The 17,989-nt window shown below is 31.7% G+C and carries 18 protein-coding genes; 12 read left to right on the top strand and 6 right to left on the bottom strand.

Annotation, left to right across the window (positions count from 1 at the left end):
* The 9 genes from ACVCXO_RS08465 to ACVCXO_RS08425 all read left to right on the top strand — a co-directional run bounded on the left by ACVCXO_RS08465 (window position 1) and on the right by ACVCXO_RS08425 (window position 10,685).
* Window positions 1–564 carry an HdeD family acid-resistance protein gene (locus tag ACVCXO_RS08465; RefSeq protein WP_452229153.1) on the top strand — a complete coding sequence of 188 codons (564 nt, stop codon included), beginning with the start codon at window positions 1–3 and terminating at the stop codon, window positions 562–564.
* 127 nt (window positions 565–691) lie between these two features.
* The gene (locus ACVCXO_RS08460; RefSeq protein ID WP_452229152.1) at window positions 692–2,284 is read left to right on the top strand and encodes an oleate hydratase; all 1,593 of its coding nucleotides are present in this window, start codon (window positions 692–694) and stop codon (window positions 2,282–2,284) included.
* A 62-nt stretch (window positions 2,285–2,346) separates the two neighbouring features.
* Complete coding sequence (locus tag ACVCXO_RS08455) at window positions 2,347–2,970, top strand: DUF2238 domain-containing protein (RefSeq protein ID WP_452229151.1); 624 nt, start codon at window positions 2,347–2,349, stop codon at window positions 2,968–2,970.
* An 83-nt stretch (window positions 2,971–3,053) separates the two neighbouring features.
* On the top strand, window positions 3,054–3,530 hold the full coding sequence (locus tag ACVCXO_RS08450; protein WP_452229150.1) for a Dps family protein: 477 nt from the start codon (window positions 3,054–3,056) through the stop codon (window positions 3,528–3,530).
* Window positions 3,531–3,739: 209 nt separating this feature from the next.
* Complete coding sequence (locus tag ACVCXO_RS08445; protein ID WP_452229149.1) at window positions 3,740–4,393, top strand: BON domain-containing protein; 654 nt, start codon at window positions 3,740–3,742, stop codon at window positions 4,391–4,393.
* A gap of 172 nt (window positions 4,394–4,565) precedes the next feature.
* On the top strand, window positions 4,566–5,219 hold the full coding sequence (locus ACVCXO_RS08440; RefSeq protein ID WP_452229148.1) for a BON domain-containing protein: 654 nt from the start codon (window positions 4,566–4,568) through the stop codon (window positions 5,217–5,219).
* A gap of 231 nt (window positions 5,220–5,450) precedes the next feature.
* Entirely contained in the window at window positions 5,451–7,211 is a 1,761-nt protein-coding gene (locus tag ACVCXO_RS08435; RefSeq protein ID WP_452229147.1) for an APC family permease, read from the top strand.
* Between the two features lie 81 nt (window positions 7,212–7,292).
* Entirely contained in the window at window positions 7,293–9,797 is a 2,505-nt protein-coding gene (locus ACVCXO_RS08430) for a cation-translocating P-type ATPase (protein WP_452229146.1), read from the top strand.
* Between the two features lie 123 nt (window positions 9,798–9,920).
* Window positions 9,921–10,685: an exodeoxyribonuclease III gene (locus ACVCXO_RS08425; protein ID WP_452229145.1), complete on the top strand. Its 765-nt coding sequence runs from the start codon at window positions 9,921–9,923 to the stop codon at window positions 10,683–10,685.
* Between the two features lie 14 nt (window positions 10,686–10,699).
* On the opposite strand, the gene ACVCXO_RS08420 is transcribed toward ACVCXO_RS08425, so the two are convergent.
* From ACVCXO_RS08420 to ACVCXO_RS08405, 4 genes are all read right to left on the bottom strand, one after another.
* Window positions 10,700–11,059: a hypothetical protein gene (locus tag ACVCXO_RS08420; protein ID WP_452229144.1), complete on the bottom strand. Its 360-nt coding sequence runs from the start codon at window positions 11,057–11,059 to the stop codon at window positions 10,700–10,702.
* Between the two features lie 87 nt (window positions 11,060–11,146).
* Entirely contained in the window at window positions 11,147–11,554 is a 408-nt protein-coding gene (locus tag ACVCXO_RS08415) for a hypothetical protein (protein ID WP_452229143.1), read from the bottom strand.
* Window positions 11,555–11,591: 37 nt separating this feature from the next.
* Window positions 11,592–12,371, bottom strand: coding sequence for an RNA polymerase sigma factor (locus tag ACVCXO_RS08410; protein ID WP_452229142.1), 780 nt, complete (start codon window positions 12,369–12,371; stop codon window positions 11,592–11,594).
* A 134-nt stretch (window positions 12,372–12,505) separates the two neighbouring features.
* Entirely contained in the window at window positions 12,506–12,994 is a 489-nt protein-coding gene (locus ACVCXO_RS08405) for a hypothetical protein (RefSeq protein WP_452229141.1), read from the bottom strand.
* A gap of 187 nt (window positions 12,995–13,181) precedes the next feature.
* On the opposite strand from ACVCXO_RS08405, the gene ACVCXO_RS08400 reads away from it, so the two are divergent.
* From ACVCXO_RS08400 to ACVCXO_RS08390, 3 genes are read left to right on the top strand one after another with little or no spacing between them, the layout of a single operon-like run.
* Window positions 13,182–13,508, top strand: coding sequence for a YtxH domain-containing protein (locus ACVCXO_RS08400; RefSeq protein WP_452229140.1), 327 nt, complete (start codon window positions 13,182–13,184; stop codon window positions 13,506–13,508).
* Between the two features lie 2 nt (window positions 13,509–13,510).
* Complete coding sequence (locus ACVCXO_RS08395) at window positions 13,511–13,870, top strand: hypothetical protein (RefSeq protein WP_452229139.1); 360 nt, start codon at window positions 13,511–13,513, stop codon at window positions 13,868–13,870.
* Complete coding sequence (locus ACVCXO_RS08390; RefSeq protein WP_452229138.1) at window positions 13,860–14,072, top strand: DUF6327 family protein; 213 nt, start codon at window positions 13,860–13,862, stop codon at window positions 14,070–14,072. The genes ACVCXO_RS08395 and ACVCXO_RS08390 overlap by 11 nt, the downstream gene beginning before the upstream one ends.
* A 42-nt stretch (window positions 14,073–14,114) precedes the next feature.
* Here the strand turns inward: ACVCXO_RS08390 and ACVCXO_RS08385 are convergent, their stop codons facing one another.
* Complete coding sequence (locus tag ACVCXO_RS08385; RefSeq protein WP_452229137.1) at window positions 14,115–15,185, bottom strand: response regulator; 1,071 nt, start codon at window positions 15,183–15,185, stop codon at window positions 14,115–14,117.
* Entirely contained in the window at window positions 15,178–17,949 is a 2,772-nt protein-coding gene (locus ACVCXO_RS08380; protein ID WP_452229136.1) for a sensor histidine kinase, read from the bottom strand. The genes ACVCXO_RS08385 and ACVCXO_RS08380 overlap by 8 nt, the downstream gene beginning before the upstream one ends.
* Window positions 17,950–17,989: the final 40 nt, after the last annotated feature.

The raw sequence follows: 17,989 nt of genomic DNA, 5'->3' as shown, positions 1-17,989 counted from the left end.
ATGGCAACTACAATTTTAAGTTCCGCACAAGCTGCAGTAAAAAATTGGTGGATTTCACTTTTACTTGGTATTCTATATATTATTGCAGGAGTTTGGGTATTTCAAACACCATTAGCAAGTTACGTCTCATTAAGCATTGTATTTAGTATATTCATTTTTGCTTCGGGTATTTCTCAAATTGTATTTTCAATTTCCAATAAAAATGATATACAAGGTTGGGGTTGGTATCTAGCAGGAGGTATTCTAGATCTTATAATAGGAATATTATTAATATCACATCCATTAATGACCATGGCAATTCTGCCTTTTTATATAGGTTTTTGGTTATTGTTTCAAGGGTTTATGGCAATTGGATTATCGTTTCAGTTTAAATCTGCTGGAATACCCTCTTGGGGATGGTTATTGTTTTTAGGAATTCTGACATTACTATTTTCATTTCTACTATTAGCGAATCCAGTTTTTGCAGGTTTAAGTATTGTTTATATGACAGGAATGGCATTTGTAACTGCGGGTCTTTTTAGAATTGCTTTAGCTTTTCATTTAAAAAATAAAAATTCTAATTAAAACAGTATAAAGCATTGCTGTAATGGTAAAATAGTATTGTTCTATTTGTAGTTAACTCTATATCATTTTATGAACTAGAATGTTACATATTACTGCTGCTTTGCTTTTAAGTATTAAAAATTAAATCATGAGTAAAATAAAAAATAAAAATCCAGAAGAAGCTAAAGTATATCTTGTTGGTAGCGGAATAGCTTCTCTTGCAAGTGCCGTTTATCTAGTAAAAGATGCTGGTGTGCAAGGTAAGAATATTCATATTTTAGAAAAAGATAATATCCTTGGTGGAGCATTAGATGGTGCAGGAGATAAAGAGGAAGGTTATGTGGTTAGAGGCGGAAGGATGCACGAAAAACATTACGAGTGCTATTGGGATTTACTTTCCTATATTCCGTCTTTAGAAGATCCTAAAGTTTCGATAAGAGATGAATCGTTTGAATTTAATGAGAGATTTGTATCCAACGGACAAGCGAGACTTTTAAAAGAAGGGAAAATAATGGATGTATCTTCTTATGGACTATCACTAAAACAGCAAGCAGATTTCTTAAAATTAATAATGACATCTGAAACAGTATTAGAAAACAAAAGAATTGAAGATTGGTATGATCACGATTTTTTCGAAACTAATTTCTGGTATATATGGTCAACGATGTTTGCTTTTCAAAAATGGAGTAGTGTAGCCGAAATGAGAAGATACATGAGACGTTTAATTCATTTAGTGGATGGACTTTACCGATTAGGAGGTGTAATGCGTACAAAATACAATCAGTACGATTCCGTAGTTCGACCAATGAAAAAATATCTAGAAGATCGAGGTGTGAATTTTGATATGAAATGTGAAGTTGTTGATATTGATTTCGATCTTTCTTCCGATAAAAAAACAGCGTCCGTATTGCATCTTAAAGATAAGAATGAAATTGTACTTGGTTCAAATGATTACGTCTTTATTACCAACGGCTCTATTACCGATAGTACCAATAATGGCGCTTGGAATAGACCTGCAAAACTTAAAGGATTAGCAGAATCAGGATCTTGGAAATTATGGAAAAAAATCGCAAAAAAAGATAAGGCTTTTGGTAATCCTAGCGTTTTTTGTGATAATATCGATTTACAAAAATGGTATTCATTTACAGCAACCTTAAAAGATAGCACGTTCCATGATTATATGGAGAATTTTTCAGGAAATGTAGATGGTACAGGTGGTTTAGTAACCATGACCGATTCTAATTGGCTCATGTCTATTGTGATTGCGCGTCAACCACATTTTCCAAATCAACCCAAAGATGTAAAGGTTTTTTGGGGGTATGGCTTATATCCAGATAGAAAAGGTAATTATGTAAATAAAACCATGGCGGAATGTACTGGTGAGGAAATCCTAGAAGAACTATGGTATCATTTAAAAGTTCAGGATTTAATGCAGCCTATCGTTGCTGCAAAAAAAGTAAACTGTATTCCAACAGCCATGCCTTTTATTGATAGTTTATTTATGCCGAGAGCGTATGGGGACAGACCAGAAGTATTACCAGAAGGAACAACTAATTTTGCCTTTTTAGGTCAATTTGCTGAGGTGCCAAAAGATATTGTATTTACAGTAGAATACTCTGTTCGAACCGCACAAACAGCTGTGTATGGATTGTTTGAAACAGGTAAAAAAGTTATTCCTGTTTATCCTTCTATTCATGAGGCAAAATCACTTATTAAAGCAGCTAAATCTATAAGTGGCTAGTGGGTTTTTGAAATGCAACTTAATAATTTCATTTCCTATTTGTAATTAAGAATTATTTTAAAATGAAAATATATAGCAGTGTTATAACTGTAATCGGACATACGCTTTTTTGGTTAAGTTTGTTATTTGGTATCGTTTGGGTAAATTCCCTAATTGGTACAACAGACATTAAAAATTGGGGTATAGAAAATACGTTAACCGTTATTGCACTGCTTTTTTTAATTTTCACCTATTCGAAGTATCGTTTTAGCAATTATAGCTATTTTTTAATCTGTATTTTCCTTTGTCTACACGTGTATGGTTCGAAATATACCTATGCCGAAAACCTCTTTGGATATTGGCTGCAAGAGGTATTTCATTCTTCAAGAAATCATTATGACAGATTAGTACATTTTAGTTTTGGCTTGCTATTGTATTATCCTTTACAGGAATGCCTTTCCAAATGGCTTAAAATCTCAAGGTATTTAGCATTAAGAATTCCAATTTTAATTATTCTTTCGGCAAGTGCTTTATATGAAATTATAGAATGGTTAGTGGCTACCGTATTTTTTGTAGAAGAAGGCATTTCTTATCTAGGCACACAAGGAGATGTATGGGATTCGCAAAAGGATATGTCCGTAGCATTTTTAGGTGTTGTATTTGCTGCTATCGTATATCCTATCTATTCCGTATTAAAAAAATCTTAAAAATAGTCTATACTGACCTAGGTCATAATAATTATTTCATGCATCCAATACCTTTACCCAATAATTAATTAAAAATCACAAAGATGAAAACACCAAACATAGGAATTTCAGCAGAAAACAGACAAGCCATAGCAGATCAATTATCAAAAATATTAGCAGACGAATTTATATTATATTCAAAGACTTTAAACTTTCATTGGAATATTGAAGGTCCAGATTTTCATGCTGTACATCTTTATCTGGAAACATTATACGAAGAGCAACAAGAGGTTGTAGATACCGTAGCAGAAAAAATACGTATGATAGGTCATTATGTACCTGCAACTTTAGCAAAGTATTTAGAATTAACTCATCTCACCGAAAAAACAAAAGGTAAAAACGATAGCCAAAGTATCTTTGCAGAACTGCTAGAAGATCATGAAAGCATTATCGTTTTTATTCGAGAAGAAATAAAACCTATTGCAGAAAAATGGGGGGCAGACGGTATTAGTGATTACATCACAGGACTTATGGAACAACACGAAAAAACGGCCTGGATGTTACGATCACATTTAAAATAAGTAGTATAAATTTATACCTGTAATTCTATTAAAAACCCGAATGGTTTATGCTGTTCGGGTTTTTAATATTTAGATCTTTAATTCCGAAATAAAATCCCTTTGTTAAAGTTTTCAGAAAAAAAAAGCAGACTGATATAGGTCAGCGTCAGTGTTTTATATGGGATATATCTTTGTTGTATAATAATTGTTTAATTTAAATCATAGAAATTATGAGAACAGATTTAAGTATTAAAGAAGACATCTTAGACGAATTAGAATGGCAACCAAGTATTGATGAAACCCAAATTGGAGTCGTTGTAAAAGATGGTATTGTAACACTAACAGGAACTGTAAATAGTTATGTTAAAAAACGTGAGGCAGAAAAAGCTGCTAAAAGTGTAGTGGGTGTTAAGGCTGTAGCCGAAGAGATTGAGGTGCAATACAGTACTTCATCACACAAATCGGATACAGAAATAGCTACAGCTGCAGTCAACGCTTTAAAATGGAATATTTCGGTGCCTTCTAACAAAATTGAAGTTAAAGTAGAAGATGGTTGGGTCTATCTAGCGGGTGAAGTGATGTGGGATTTTGAGAAAAATGCGGCTAAAAAAGCGGTTGAAAATCTATCCAGCGTAAAATATGTAGTAAATAATATTACATTAAAAAACACCGTGGAAGCCGAAAATATTAAAGAAAAAATTAAAAAAGCATTCGAACGTTCTGCAGATATTGATTCTAAAGGTATTACGGTGAAAACCGAAGGTCATAATGTTAAATTGACTGGTAAAGTACATTCCTTAAAAGAAAAAGATGATGCAAGAAGAACCGCTTTTTATGCACCAGGAGTATGGAGTGTGGAAAATGAGTTGGAAGTGGAGTATTAGTATTTTAAAGTATAAAAAATAATTATAGTATTTTTTATAAGGAATCACCCTAACACCATTCGATGTGCTAGGGTGATTTTTTTTTAGCACTGACTTGCATCATTACAGGATATCTTGAACTGTAGTAATTTTAGACTAAATTAAGAATCAAACCATTTAAAGTATATGGATTATGAAAACAGATTTAGAAATTAAAAACGACGTTTTATCCGAATTATCGTGGTTACCAAATATAGATGAAACCGAAATTGGCGTAACCGTAAACAAAGGTATTGTAACACTTGTCGGAATTGTAAGTGACTTACCCAAAAAGACAACAATTGAAGATGCAATTAAACGCATATCTGGAGTGAAAGCTGTCGCAGAAGAGATTACAGTAAAATATACGGATAGCGATAAAAAGTCGGATGTAGAAATAGCAAAAGCCGCAATAAATGCTTTAGAGTGGAATGCATCTGTACCTTCAGAAGAAATTATTGTAACAGTAGAAGATGGGAAAATTTCTCTAACAGGTGAATTAGAATGGCCTTATCAAAAAAGTTTTGCGAAAAGAACTATTGAGCATTTGTGCGGTGTAAGGGAAGTGGTAAATCATATTCATTTAAAACCTAAAGTAACTCCGAAGGATATAGAAAATCAAATAAAAAAAGCATTTGCTCGTTCGGCAAATATAGATGCCAAAAATATTAGTGTAGCTATTGATAATCAAAAAGTAACATTATTGGGTGTCGTGCATTCTATTAAGGAAAAAGAGGATGCAGAAATGATAGCTTATAATGCCTCAGGAATTAATAAGGTGCGCAATGAATTGGAAGTAGATTATTAGCCAATGTATAAATAATATAGCAGTCGAGAAAACAAATAATCCATTAACCATAAAACCGTAAAATACTTAAAAGAGAATTTTATAGATAAAAATAAACTAGGAATCTTTACAGGGAAAGGGTTTTGTAAATATCTGAATCCTGCGTTTATGGATTCCTGTTTTTTAAAATAAAGCGGCATTATTTTTCATTATACGTAGACAAAGGTAGAGTAGTTTTAAGTACAAGTGCTTATGAAAAAACATAAAAAATTAAGTGAATTAGCAGCAACCGCTATATGCGGTAATGATATTAGCTCCTCCGTATTATATGTGTCTGCATTAGCGATCGCTTTTGCTGGACAATATGCTTGGATTACATTACTTATTGTGTCTTTGGTTCTCTTTTTATTTCGAAAAATTTATGGAGAAGTGGTTGGCGCATTACCTTTAAATGGAGGAGCTTACAACGCTTTATTAAATACAACAAGTAAGTTTATGGCCTCTTTTGCGGCCACATTAACCTTGTTGTCTTATATGGCGACAGCTGTTATTTCGGCTAATGAAGCGATTCATTATTTGCACCATTTAGTGCCAGCGATTTCTATTATAATTGCGACTATTGTTCTTCTTAGTTTTTTTGGAGCTCTAACCATTGTAGGTGTTTCGGAATCTTCTAAAGTAGCTATTGTGATTTTTCTTTTTCACTTGCTATCTTTTGTGGTATTAAGTGGTTTTATTATTTTCTTTTTGATTAATAATGGCGTTGGTTTATTTATAGAAAATTGGCATTTGCCTACGACTTCAGGAAGTATAACGAAAGCTATTTTTCTAGGTTTTGCAGCTTCTATGTTAGGCGTTTCTGGATTTGAAAGCTCAGCGAATTTTGTAGAAGAACAACAAAAAGGCGTGTTTCCAAAAACACTTAAAAATATGTGGATTGTAGTAAGTGTACTAAATCCGTTAACGGCATTATTTGCATTATCATTATTTGCAATACCTTTATTACAAAGTGATGCGTATCAAAACACGCTTTTAATAGAAATGGCTTCTCATGTTGGCGGTAATTGGTTAGCAATCTTAATTAGTGTAGATGCATTTTTGGTGCTTAGTGGAGCAGTACTAACTAGTTTTGTTGGTGTTTCTGGATTGTTGGAAAGAATGGCTTTGGATAGAATTTTACCTCAATTTTTTCTAAAGAAAAATAAAAGAGGAAGTTCTTACCGTATTATACTTGTTTTCTTAATCTTAACCATTTCCGTTTTACTTATAACCAAAGGGGATGTCAAACTATTAGCAGGGGTTTACACCATTTCTTTTTTATCGGTAATGACATTATTCGGAATTGGTAATGTACTTCTTAAAGTGAAAAGAAATAGCTTGCCACGTCCTGAAAAAGCAAGTTGGATTGCCATACTTATTGCTATTAGTGCTGTTGTTGTAGCGTTGATTGGTAATATTGTCATGCCAGCAATAGAAGGTGCTCCTAGTAATATAGCCGTCTTTTTAGATTATTTTATTCCTGCCATTATTTTTACAACCATAATGCTAAATAGAACCCTTTTATTAAAAGTGCTGTTAAAAATAATCCATACGGTTTTTGATCCGGTTCGTAGTTTTGTAATGAAAACAGATAGTAAAATATTGCAGGTAATCGATACCATTAACTCTCAGGAGTTTGTCTATTTTACAAAGGATGACGATGTAGAGACATTAAATAAAGTGTTGCTATATATTCAGCGAAATGAACATACAAAAAAATTGAAAGTAGTTACTGCAACTAAAAATGGTAATCTAATTACTGAGCAATTTAGGAACGATATTGATGTAGTGGATAGAGAATATCCTTTAATTAAAATCGAGTTTATAGAACTAGATGTTAATTTCGGACCAGAACTAATTACTAAATTATCTAAAGAGTGGAATATTCCAATTAACTTTATGTTTATCGGTTCACCAGGAGATCATTTTCCTTATAAAATTGAAGAATTGGGTGGTGTACGATTAATCATTTGATGTAAGGTTCAGTGTAAAAATATTCAAATCTTAAAAACGAATGTTTTACATTTATAAAATACTATTTTCTCGAAAATTTAAATGCAAACAAATAACTTTAACATAAAAGGATTAACGGATAAAGAAGTGCTAGCAGCACGATCTAAGTATGGCTATAATAAACTGGAAGCTAAAAAAGAGTATCCATTTTTTGAAGCTATTAAAAGTTTGGTAAAAGAACCTATGGTTATTTTATTATTGGTCGCTTCTTCCATTTACTTTATTAGTGGAAATATAGGAGACGGTATATTTCTAACGGCAGCTACAGTAATTGTAGCAGCTATTTCTTTATACCAAGATTCTAGAAGTCGCAATGCTTTAGAAAAACTAAAAACTTTTTCAGAACCAAAATGTAAAGTCATTCGTAATGGCAAAACCGAAGATATAAAAAGTGAATTATTAGTTGTTGGTGATCGTCTTATTGTAGAAGAAGGAGGAACTGTTGCCGCAGATGGATTTATTGTGCATTCCAATGATTTTTCGGTAAATGAATCTATTCTAACCGGAGAATCTTTATCCGTTTATAAAGACAAAACAAAAGTAGACCATCAGGTATATCAAGGAACATTAGTTTCTGGCGGATTAGCTATTGTTACGGTTACTGCGATAGGTAGTGAAACGCAATTAGGGAAAATAGGAAAAAGCTTAGAGGGAATACAAAAAGAAAAAACGCCATTAGAAGTACAGATTAACAATTTTGTAAAAAAAATGGCTATCATTGGAGCTGTTGTTTTTATAATTGTTTGGGCCATTAACTATTATCATTCTCACAATATATTAGATAGTCTACTGAAAGCTTTGACGTTAGCTATGAGTATTTTACCGGAAGAGATTCCAGTGGCTTTTGCTACGTTTATGGCTATGGGAGCATGGCGATTAATGAAATTGGGGGTTATCGTAAAACAAATAAAAACAGTGGAAACTTTAGGTAGTGCTACTGTTATTTGTACCGATAAAACGGGGACTATAACTGAAAACAGAATGAGTCTCGCGAGACTTTATACGTTGTCTTCTAACAAAATATTCAAATTAGAAGATCATTTAGGTACTGCTGAAAAAGAACTGATTAAAATATCCATGTGGGCAAGTGAACCCATTCCTTTCGATGCTATGGAAATAGCATTGCATACTGCTTATAAAAACACGAGTAAGATAGATGAACGTTCGCAATTTGCGCTTGTACACGAATATCCTTTAGGCGGAAAACCACCTATGATGACGCATGTATTTGAAAATAATCAAGGAAATCGAATTATTGCAGCAAAAGGAGCACCGGAAGCACTAATGGATATTTCAAATCTTTCCACTATAGAAAAGGAATATATAAATAATGCAATTAAAACCATAACAGCAGAAGGATATCGTGTATTGGGAGTTGCCGAAACTCATTTTAAAGGAGACAATTATCCTGAAAAACAGCAAGATTTTCAATTTGAATTTAAAGGAATCGTCGCTTTTTACGATCCACCAAAGAAAAATATAGCATCGGTATTTGAAAATTTTCGTTTGGCAGGAATAAAGGTAAAAATTATTACTGGTGACAATGCATTAACCACTAAAGCTATTGCCAAAGAAATTGGATTCAAAGGTTTTGAAAAAAGTATATCTGGCGACGAATTAATGCAACTTAATGCAGCGGAATTACAACAAAAAGTAGAAGATACTACCATATTTACAAGAATGTTTCCGCAAGCGAAACTAAAAATCATCAATGCTTTAAAAGCTAATAATGAAATTGTTGCCATGACTGGTGATGGTGTTAATGACGGACCTGCTTTAAAAGCGGCACATATTGGTATTGCTATGGGGAAAAAAGGAACTGAAATAGCTAAACAAGCAGCGTCGTTAATTCTATTGGAAGATGATTTATCCAAAATGGTAGATGCCATTGCTATGGGCAGAAGAATTTATGCCAATCTAAAAAAGGCAATTCAGTATATTATTTCTATCCATATACCAATTATTTTAACCGTTTTTATTCCCTTAGCATTGGGTTGGGAATTTCCAAATATATTTTATCCGGTACATATTATTTTTTTAGAATTAATTATGGGGCCAACATGCTCTATTATTTATGAAAATGAACCGATAGAAAAAAATAGTATGCTTCAAAAACCGCGTCCGTTTACGGTTACTTTTTTTAACGGAAAAGAATTAACCACCAGCATTATGCAAGGTGTAATGATTACATTGGGAGTGCTCATGGTATATCAATATGGCATACAGCATGAGTATAGCGAAGCGCTTACGCGTAGCATGGTATTTACCACATTAATCGCTGCTAATATATTTCTAACCTTGGTTAATAGGTCTTTTTATTATTCCGTTTTAACGACCTTAAAATATAAAAACAACCTAGTGCCTTTAATTATTGGTATTACCATTGTTATTACGGCTGCATTACTTTTTATAACACCATTCACAAACTTCTTTAGCTTTGAAACCTTAAACCTTCCGCAATTATTAATTAGCGCAGCAACAGGTTTTTTCGCTGTAATTTGGTACGAAGCTGTAAAGTGGTATAAACGTAAACAAGATCAAAAATAAAATAGACTTACATTACTTTTGGGCATTAGGACTAAAAGTGTCTTTAGGTCTAATAATTAGAAGTGTTGTAGTATAAAATAAATTGGAAGTAGTCTGTTAAACTAAAAAAAAATAATACGCTATATGAAAATTATTTCCTGGAATGTAAATGGTATAAGAGCGATAGTCAAGAAAGATTTTTTGGAATCTATAGCAATTTTAAACCCAGATATTTTGTGCTTACAAGAAACAAAAGCGCAGGATAATGAGGTGGAAAAAGCGCTGTTATCTTTGAGTGGCTATAAACAGTATTATAATTCGGCAGAAAAAAAAGGATATTCTGGTACAGCTATTTTGAGTAAAACGAAACCGTTATCTGTTCTTAATGATATCAATATTTCAGAACATGATACCGAAGGAAGAGTGCAATGTGCAGCATATGAAGATTTTTATTTGGTAAACGTTTATGTACCAAATTCGGGGCAGCAATTAGCACGATTAGAATATAGGCAGCAATGGGATGCTGATTTTTTTAAGTATTTAAAAGATTTGGAGAAAAGAAAACCAGTTATTGTTTGTGGTGATTTTAATGTTGCACATAAAGCTATCGATTTAAAAAACGATGCATCTAATTACAATAAAACAGCAGGTTATACACAAATTGAAATAGAAGGAATGGATCGTTTTATTAATTCTGGATTTGTAGATAGCTATAGATATTTACATCCCAACACTGTTGCGTATACCTTTTGGAGTTATCGCTTTAAGTCTAGAGAACGTAATACAGGATGGCGAATTGATTATTTTTTGATAAGTAATTCCTTTGTAGATAAAATAAAATCGTCCAAAATATTAACCGAATACTATGGTTCAGATCATTGCCCAATTAGCCTAGAAATCGCTTTTTGAAACACTTTCGTTTTCTAGTTTGCTTCATTAAGGAATTCTTTTAAAACATCTACTTGAAAGCGTCCTACAAGAGGTAAACTTTTATTTGCATTTAATATTACCAAGCCATATCCCAAATGAGAAAGTTTACAATCTTGAATGATTTCTTCATTTATTCCGCTATAGACCGGCATAAAATGTTTATTTGTTTCCATACCAGAAGTTTTTGCGATAGTAATTGCTGTTGCTACTGCATCTGTAATTTGGTCTGGAGATAAACCTTTTTTTAAAAGATCACTCGCTAAATGTGTCATGTGCAAACTGTGATATAAATCCATGAAATTATGAATTGCATCTGCCTCTCTATAATTTTTTGTATAAATTAACACTTCCATACTGGTTGTTTTTGTTGGTTTTTTTAAGAAAAAGAACTACTGAAGAATGCTCTTTATTTGGAATGCATTCTTCAGTAGTAGTATTTATTATAAGACTTTAGCGTAATCAAAAACAATTCTTTTGAATGTTTTAAAATCTTGTGCAAAAGTGTTTATTCTAGATAAAAGCTGTTGATGTTTTTCTCTGTAATCATTATCCGATAGTCCTTTTTCTGCCAGCTCAATTTTAGATAATAACTGTTCGTGTTCTACAACGCTTTCTCTTAAATCGTCGCATAAATCAGCGTGTACTTTATCCAGGTTTTTTAACATACTTTCGTATTCTGAATTATTTTTTGCTGCGGTTTCTTTTTTCTTTAATAAATCATTAAAAAATTTAATTTCATCTTTCCAAAAATCAATGGTATCTAACCATTCTCTACTTTCAAAGTGTAAAACATCTAGTCCTGCACCAAGTAAATATTGTGTTTTCGGATTTGTAGCTACGGTATTCATAATGGTATATTTAATTTTTGTTATTTATAAAAAGGATTTATTCCTGAAGGGAGTATCTATTGAAAAAACTGACTTGGATCGCTTTTTTAGCATCTTTTAAAAGTTGTTTTACTTCTTCTACTGTATTTTTTCGTATTTGTGCAATTTCTTCCAACTCTAGCTGTTGCATTGTAGATAGTTCAAAGACATTACGCATAGCATATGGTAAATTGTGTAACACCATTTGGATATGGTTTTTAATTTCTTCAGCACTTAAATCTGCATCTATTTTTTCAATCCAACCTTTTTCCTTATTCTCAATAAATACATGGTTTAACGTATAATCATTATGATTGTAAGACCTATCATCAAATTCTTCAATCAGTCGTAAATGGCCATCACCTTCTGCATCCGAGCTATACTTCTCTTGCATTGCATCCCATTCTGGTCTAGAATAGTCATCAATATTTTTAAAGAAAAAATCGTCAAACGCTTCTTCTACAACAATATCATCTAACAAAGCATTGGTTTTTTTATATAACCATAGATAGAAGTATTCCTCTTTTTCAACCTCTTCTATATGGTCGTAAATTTCAATAAATAACTGATCTATTATATCGTCAGCTTTATACTTGTTTTTTGAGAAATCACCTTTTCGAATAGCAGTATTTAATTGTGTATTAACATACTGTCTTATTTGAGGCATTATTTTTAGTACTAATGCATTAAATGATGTTTGATCTCCTTCTTTTTTTAATTCAATTAAATTTGTATAGGATTTTGTTACGAATAGTCGGAACTCCTTTTTATTTTCGAAATATGAAACATTTGTTTTCATGATATAGGTCTTAATAAGTTATATGTAAAGGTGGAAACTTAACAGGTATTATAAAATGACTTAGGTCAGCTCTGTGAAAAATATAAAACATTAATTGTTACGGTTTGATTCATAATCACTTAAAAACATAAGTTTTAAGTGCCCTTGAAGTGTCTTTTTAATAGGTCTTCTGTTCCTTTTTCGAAGCCTCTTAGTATAATTAAATAGTTTCCAAGTTGCAATGCTTTTAAAGACATTGTAGCACTTTCTTGATCAATTCCCACACCTCTTAAAATACCATAAGGACCAGTTAGCATGGCTCCAATTTCTTTGCGCTCTATTTCTTGTAAAAACATAGATACAAGAAATCCTGTAATAAAAATAGTGCCAATTTCAGGATTAGAAAGAATGCCAAAATCTATTGGATATGCAAATAGTGCCTTGCATTTTTTTTCCATTTCATTTTCTAAAGCGATTTGTTTTTTTCTATCCTCCAAATAATCGGGATTAAACTTCCCAATAATAGATACTTGCACGTCTTTATTTTGTGAAAGTTTCAATGCTTTTATTGTCTTTTCTATTTGCTGAAAATTTGGATATGATTTTAAAAAAACGCGCTTTTGGTTTGTTTCTTTAGTTTTCATTAATAACTACTTATTGTTCGTCTAAATTAATAATAACGGGATATAAAAGTGCTGATTTAAATCATACCGAAAATTTTTATCTGCGGATTAATTTTTGAATACATTGACCTAGGTCATTATTCCTATGCATTTGTTGGATTAATTTTGAGGTATAGAAATTAATTTATTAATCTTTAAATATAAAATTATGTCAAGTACTAAAGAAAATACATTTTTAGCATTATTAGCAGGAGCTGCTATAGGAGCAGGAATTGGTGTTTTATACGCGCCAGATAAAGGTACCAAAACAAGAAAAAAAATTAAACAAAAAGCGGAAGACACACAACATGATATTTCCGAACGTGTATCTCATGCCAAAGCAGACCTTACTAGATCTATAAATGAAAAAAAAATAGAAATGAAAGAAAAGTTAGATGAAACTATTTCTCATATGAACGGAAGGGCTGAAGACATCATTTCTAGTTTAGAACAAAAGTTGGAAGAACTAAAAAAAATGGAGCCTCAAAATAAATAATTATGGCTTTTGAAAAATGGATAGAAAACGTATTAGAAACCGATGTTCATATACACTCGTATTTAAAAAGTAGTGAAGATTATGTGAAGCTTAAGAGTTTTAAAGTACTTATGTTAGGGATTTCTTACCTCACTAAGGTTTTGGTTATTGGAGCCTTAGTATGTATCACTTTGCTAATATTGTCTTTTGCTCTAGCCTTTAAGCTGTCACAAGTTTTAGATAATACGTTCTATGGGTTTTTAATTGTTGGTTTATTATACATAATAGTGGTACTAGTTGTTTATTTTTTAAGAGATTGTTTTAATGGTCCACTATTGAGAAAGTTTTCAAAAAAATATTTTATAACAGAGGATGAAAAATAGTTACAATTCATTTGCGGAAATAGATCAGCAGCTAAAAATTATAAGCTTGCAAAAACAGATTTATAAACAGTATATAAAACGCGATTTAAAAAGCGTTAAAGGAAGTTTTAACGCTGTTAATATTAAAGAAGAATTGAAAAGTTCTTTACAAGAGCAGTTACTTCGTTTTATACTTAATAATTGGATTAAAAAGTTTAGATAAAAAAAAGAGTTTTACTAATTATAGTCAAACTCTTTTTTTCTATTACCCGAATTCTGCAACTTGTTTTAAACTTTCTTTATCTAATAAAACAAGCCTTCTATTTGTTTCTACATCAATTAATCCTTCGTGTTTAAATGCGGTTAGCATTCGTATTGCTGTTTCGGTTGCTGTACCAATTAGTCCCGCAAAATCTTCTCTAGGAATGCTAATACCTATATGCTCATTGTCTTTTATTAGTCCTTTATTATCTAACTCTAATAGTGCTTTAGCAGTTCTTTTACGCACAGTAGAGTAGGCCATGTCTACTAAATGCTCTTGCATATCTATAAAGTTGTTAGAGATGATACCTATAAATTTATTAGATACTTCTTTATTATCATATAAGAGTTTTGTAAAGTCTGCTTTTGGGATGCCGCAAATCTCAGCATCTTCTATTACACTTGCTGTTTCTATGTATAAACCTGTATCTCCAAGTAGCGATAATTGCCCTATAAATTCTCCTGCACCATATAAACCTGTAACAAATTCTTTTCCAGATTCTGTGGTTCTATACGTTTTTACGTTTCCACTTTGTATAAAATATAAATGATGTGCGGCAGATCCTTCCGTGAAGATACAGGTTTTGTTTTTATACTTTTCGAGATAACGATCTTTAGATAATTCTTCTAATTTTAAATAATCGGAAGCTTCATTGATAAAATCACTAATCCCTGCAATGTTTTTAGAGAACTCTTTCTTTAAGAAGTTGCTTTTTTTAATGCGACAAGTGATAACATCTAATAATTCGTCTTCTTCAAAAGGTTTGGTTAAATAATCATCTACACCAATATTCATTCCTTTTCGGATATCTGTTTTTTCAGATTTAGCAGAGAGAAAGATAAAAGGAATACTTGCTGTTTTAGGATTTTTAGATAAGGTTTCAAAAACACCATATCCATCCAATTCTGGCATCATAATATCACAAATAATAATATCTGGAAGATGCGCTATTGCTTTTTTAACACCTGTTTTACCATTTTCTGCAGTAATTACCGTGTAGTTCTCTAATTCTAGAATATCTGCTGTATTTTCCCGTACGTCTTGGTTGTCTTCAATTAATAATATTTTATGCATCTTGTTTTTGGTTTAGAGGAAATTCAATGTAGAATGTTGAGCCTTTATTTATTTTACTTTTAAAGTTAATTGTTCCACCCATTAATTCTGTATACTGCTTTACTATATTGAGGCCTAATCCGGTTCCTTCAATATTAGAAGCATTATTTGCACGGTAAAAACGTTGAAACATATTGTTTTGATCTTCTATTGGTATGCCAATACCATGGTCTGAAATTTCTATGCTTATTAACTCTTTTTTAATGGCTATTTTTATATTTATTTCTTGATCTCTTTCAGAGTATTTTATCGCATTAGAAATCAAATTGTACAGAATATGTTTAAACAGTTTGCTATCTAAAAATACAACAATGGAAGTTGGATCGCATTGTAAATTAATTATCTGACCCTCTTTTTTGACGCCTTCAATCTCTTCAATTAACGATTTAGAAAAATCAATTAAATTAAAATACTCTAGACGCGGAATTACTTTCCCTTCTTGTAATTTACTTAAAGATAGAAAGTCATTTAGGATAACGACAAGATTTTTGACATTAGATCTAATTTTACTGACGTATTTAATTCTTTTTTCTTCTTTGCCAGATTCATTTTGTTTTTCAATAAGTATTGCTGAAGATAAAATAGCACTTAAAGGGGTTCTAAACTCATGAGAAGCCATTGAGATAAAACGCGATTTTAGTTCGCTTAACTCTCGTTCTTTTTTAAGCGTATTTAAAATTTCAAGTTCGTTCTCTTTTTGATGTGTGATATTGTGATGAACCATCAGCACTTGATTAATTTTGTTTTCGGAATTGTATAAAGGTGTAGAATTTATTAAATAGGTTCTGTTTTGATATTCTACTTCGAAAGAGCAATGTTGGCCTTGAAACGTGTTTAGAATATTTCGTTTTACTTTTTCCTTTACATCATTAGGAACACCTTCTACATCATCAATTAAGGTTTTTGTACTTGCTAGACCATTAAAACCTAATTCGGCTACTTCTTCTCCTTCCACTAATAAAAGATTAAAATTAGAGTCACAAATGACAACAAATCCCTTTGGGAAGTTTTTAGAAACATTATCCAATAAAAAATTACTTTGTATCACTTTGTTTTCTGTTGCTTTGGTAACTAAAATTTGATCTTCCAAACTTAAATTAGATTCTACTAATTTTTGAACTGTAGTAGTGAGTTCTTTGGTTCGCTCTGCTACTTTTTCTTCTAATTCTATAGTGTATTTACGTAGTTTTTCTTCACTATCTATTAATTTCTCTTCAGCTTTTTTATGCTTGGTAATACTATTGGTAACTCCAATAACACGTTCTGGTTGTCCTTTTTTATTTTTAAAAACTTTTCCTTTTTCATGAAGCCAATGTACAGATTGATCGGGATGTATTATTCTATATTGTATGGTATAACTACTCGTTTTTTTTATGGCTTCAGCGATCGCTAACTCTACTTGGTTTCTATCTTCCAAATGTATTTTACTTAGAAAGTCTTTATAATTAGTAGTGTATTCTTCCTTATTCATGCCAAATAACGAATTCTGGAAGGCGTCTCTTACTATTTTATCGGAAAGCAAGTCCCAATGCCAAGAACCAAATTCACCTGCTTCTAATGTTAGCCGAAGTCTTTGTTCATTTTCTAAGATGCTTTTTTCTGCATTTTCACTTTCTGTAATATCTCGTATAATACATAGAAAGTTATTGGTGTCTGTTTTTACTATTCGAGATTCAAAATGAGTCTGCTTACCATTAATATCCAGAGTGTATTCTACAATCTGATTTATTTTTGTTTTATTACAATCAGAAAACCCTTTTCTTATTTTTTCGCAAACTTTTTTTGGAAGTATTTTATCAATATTATGACCTATATGGTCTTGATAAGGAGCTACAAGTGGATAGCCTTCTGGAGAATGCACCTCCAAATGGTTTCCATGTTTATCATATAAAATCACGACATCGGGTAAGGCTTTCAGTATGGCTTGTGTTTTTTCCTTGCTATTTTTTAATTTTATTTCAATTTCCTTGTGTCTTGTAATGTCTTGAATGGTGCCATACATTTCTTTTGGGGTACCTTTGGCATCATATATAGTATAACCTTTTGCTAGAATGTGTCTTATAGTACCATCTGGTCTAATAATTCTTTGTTTGTGTTTGTATTTTGTTTGGTTTTTTATTGCTTTAACTATTGCTTGTACTGTGTTTTTTCTGTCTTCTGGATGAATAAATTCTCTTATAGATTTAGTATTTAATACTTTATCTCCAGGCGATAGTCCAAGGATTCTATAAAATTCATCAGACCAACTTCTCTCATTCGTTTGAAAATTCCAATACCAATTTCCTAAATGAGCGATTCGTTGCGCTTCTACTAAACGACTTTCGCTTTGTACTAATGCTTGCCTCACGGCTATACGTTTTGTAATATCTATCACAAAAGCAATCACCATTTGCTTATTGTTAATTTTTGTTGGACTTAAGCTTATTTCTAATGGGAACTGAGAGCCGTCTTTTTTTAATCCCCACAAATCTAAATCCTGTCCCATACGCCTTGCGTTTAGACTTTTTCCATATTGGCTTCTATACGATTTGTGCTTTTTTTTAAATTTATCAGGAATAAGATCTTCTACTTTTTTTGTTATCAGCTCATCTGTTTTATAGCCAAACATTTTCTCGATAGCAGGGTTCGCTTTAATAATAACACCAAATTCGTTGCTAATCAAAATCCCTTCCACCGAAGATTGAAAGATGTTTTTAAAAAGGTTGGTGTCTTTTAATGCTTCCATCAGTTTTTATGGTTGTAAATGGTTATTAAATTTGCGCTTT

This window comes from Lacinutrix sp. MEBiC02404 (assembly GCF_053601575.1).
Note: the sequence above shows the minus strand (reverse complement) of the source record. Positions and strands in the feature narration are given on the sequence as shown.

Excerpts from the sequence above, each read along its gene's own strand:
- ACVCXO_RS08415 (WP_452229143.1), bottom strand. The coding sequence starts at position 11,554 with ATGAATACCGTAGCTACAAATCCGAAAACACAATATTTACTTGGTGCA.
- ACVCXO_RS08395 (WP_452229139.1), top strand. The coding sequence starts at position 13,511 with ATGGCTTTTGAAAAATGGATAGAAAACGTATTAGAAACCGATGTTCAT.
- ACVCXO_RS08455 (WP_452229151.1), top strand. The coding sequence starts at position 2,347 with ATGAAAATATATAGCAGTGTTATAACTGTAATCGGACATACGCTTTTT.
- ACVCXO_RS08435 (WP_452229147.1), top strand. The coding sequence starts at position 5,451 with ATGAAAAAACATAAAAAATTAAGTGAATTAGCAGCAACCGCTATATGC.
- ACVCXO_RS08465 (WP_452229153.1), top strand. The coding sequence starts at position 1 with ATGGCAACTACAATTTTAAGTTCCGCACAAGCTGCAGTAAAAAATTGG.
- ACVCXO_RS08460 (WP_452229152.1), top strand. The coding sequence starts at position 692 with ATGAGTAAAATAAAAAATAAAAATCCAGAAGAAGCTAAAGTATATCTT.
- ACVCXO_RS08390 (WP_452229138.1), top strand. The coding sequence starts at position 13,860 with ATGAAAAATAGTTACAATTCATTTGCGGAAATAGATCAGCAGCTAAAA.
- ACVCXO_RS08440 (WP_452229148.1), top strand. The coding sequence starts at position 4,566 with ATGAAAACAGATTTAGAAATTAAAAACGACGTTTTATCCGAATTATCG.
- ACVCXO_RS08380 (WP_452229136.1), bottom strand. The coding sequence starts at position 17,949 with ATGGAAGCATTAAAAGACACCAACCTTTTTAAAAACATCTTTCAATCT.
- ACVCXO_RS08450 (WP_452229150.1), top strand. The coding sequence starts at position 3,054 with ATGAAAACACCAAACATAGGAATTTCAGCAGAAAACAGACAAGCCATA.
- ACVCXO_RS08410 (WP_452229142.1), bottom strand. The coding sequence starts at position 12,371 with ATGAAAACAAATGTTTCATATTTCGAAAATAAAAAGGAGTTCCGACTA.
- ACVCXO_RS08425 (WP_452229145.1), top strand. The coding sequence starts at position 9,921 with ATGAAAATTATTTCCTGGAATGTAAATGGTATAAGAGCGATAGTCAAG.
- ACVCXO_RS08385 (WP_452229137.1), bottom strand. The coding sequence starts at position 15,185 with ATGCATAAAATATTATTAATTGAAGACAACCAAGACGTACGGGAAAAT.
- ACVCXO_RS08400 (WP_452229140.1), top strand. The coding sequence starts at position 13,182 with ATGTCAAGTACTAAAGAAAATACATTTTTAGCATTATTAGCAGGAGCT.
- ACVCXO_RS08420 (WP_452229144.1), bottom strand. The coding sequence starts at position 11,059 with ATGGAAGTGTTAATTTATACAAAAAATTATAGAGAGGCAGATGCAATT.
- ACVCXO_RS08405 (WP_452229141.1), bottom strand. The coding sequence starts at position 12,994 with ATGAAAACTAAAGAAACAAACCAAAAGCGCGTTTTTTTAAAATCATAT.
- ACVCXO_RS08430 (WP_452229146.1), top strand. The coding sequence starts at position 7,293 with ATGCAAACAAATAACTTTAACATAAAAGGATTAACGGATAAAGAAGTG.
- ACVCXO_RS08445 (WP_452229149.1), top strand. The coding sequence starts at position 3,740 with ATGAGAACAGATTTAAGTATTAAAGAAGACATCTTAGACGAATTAGAA.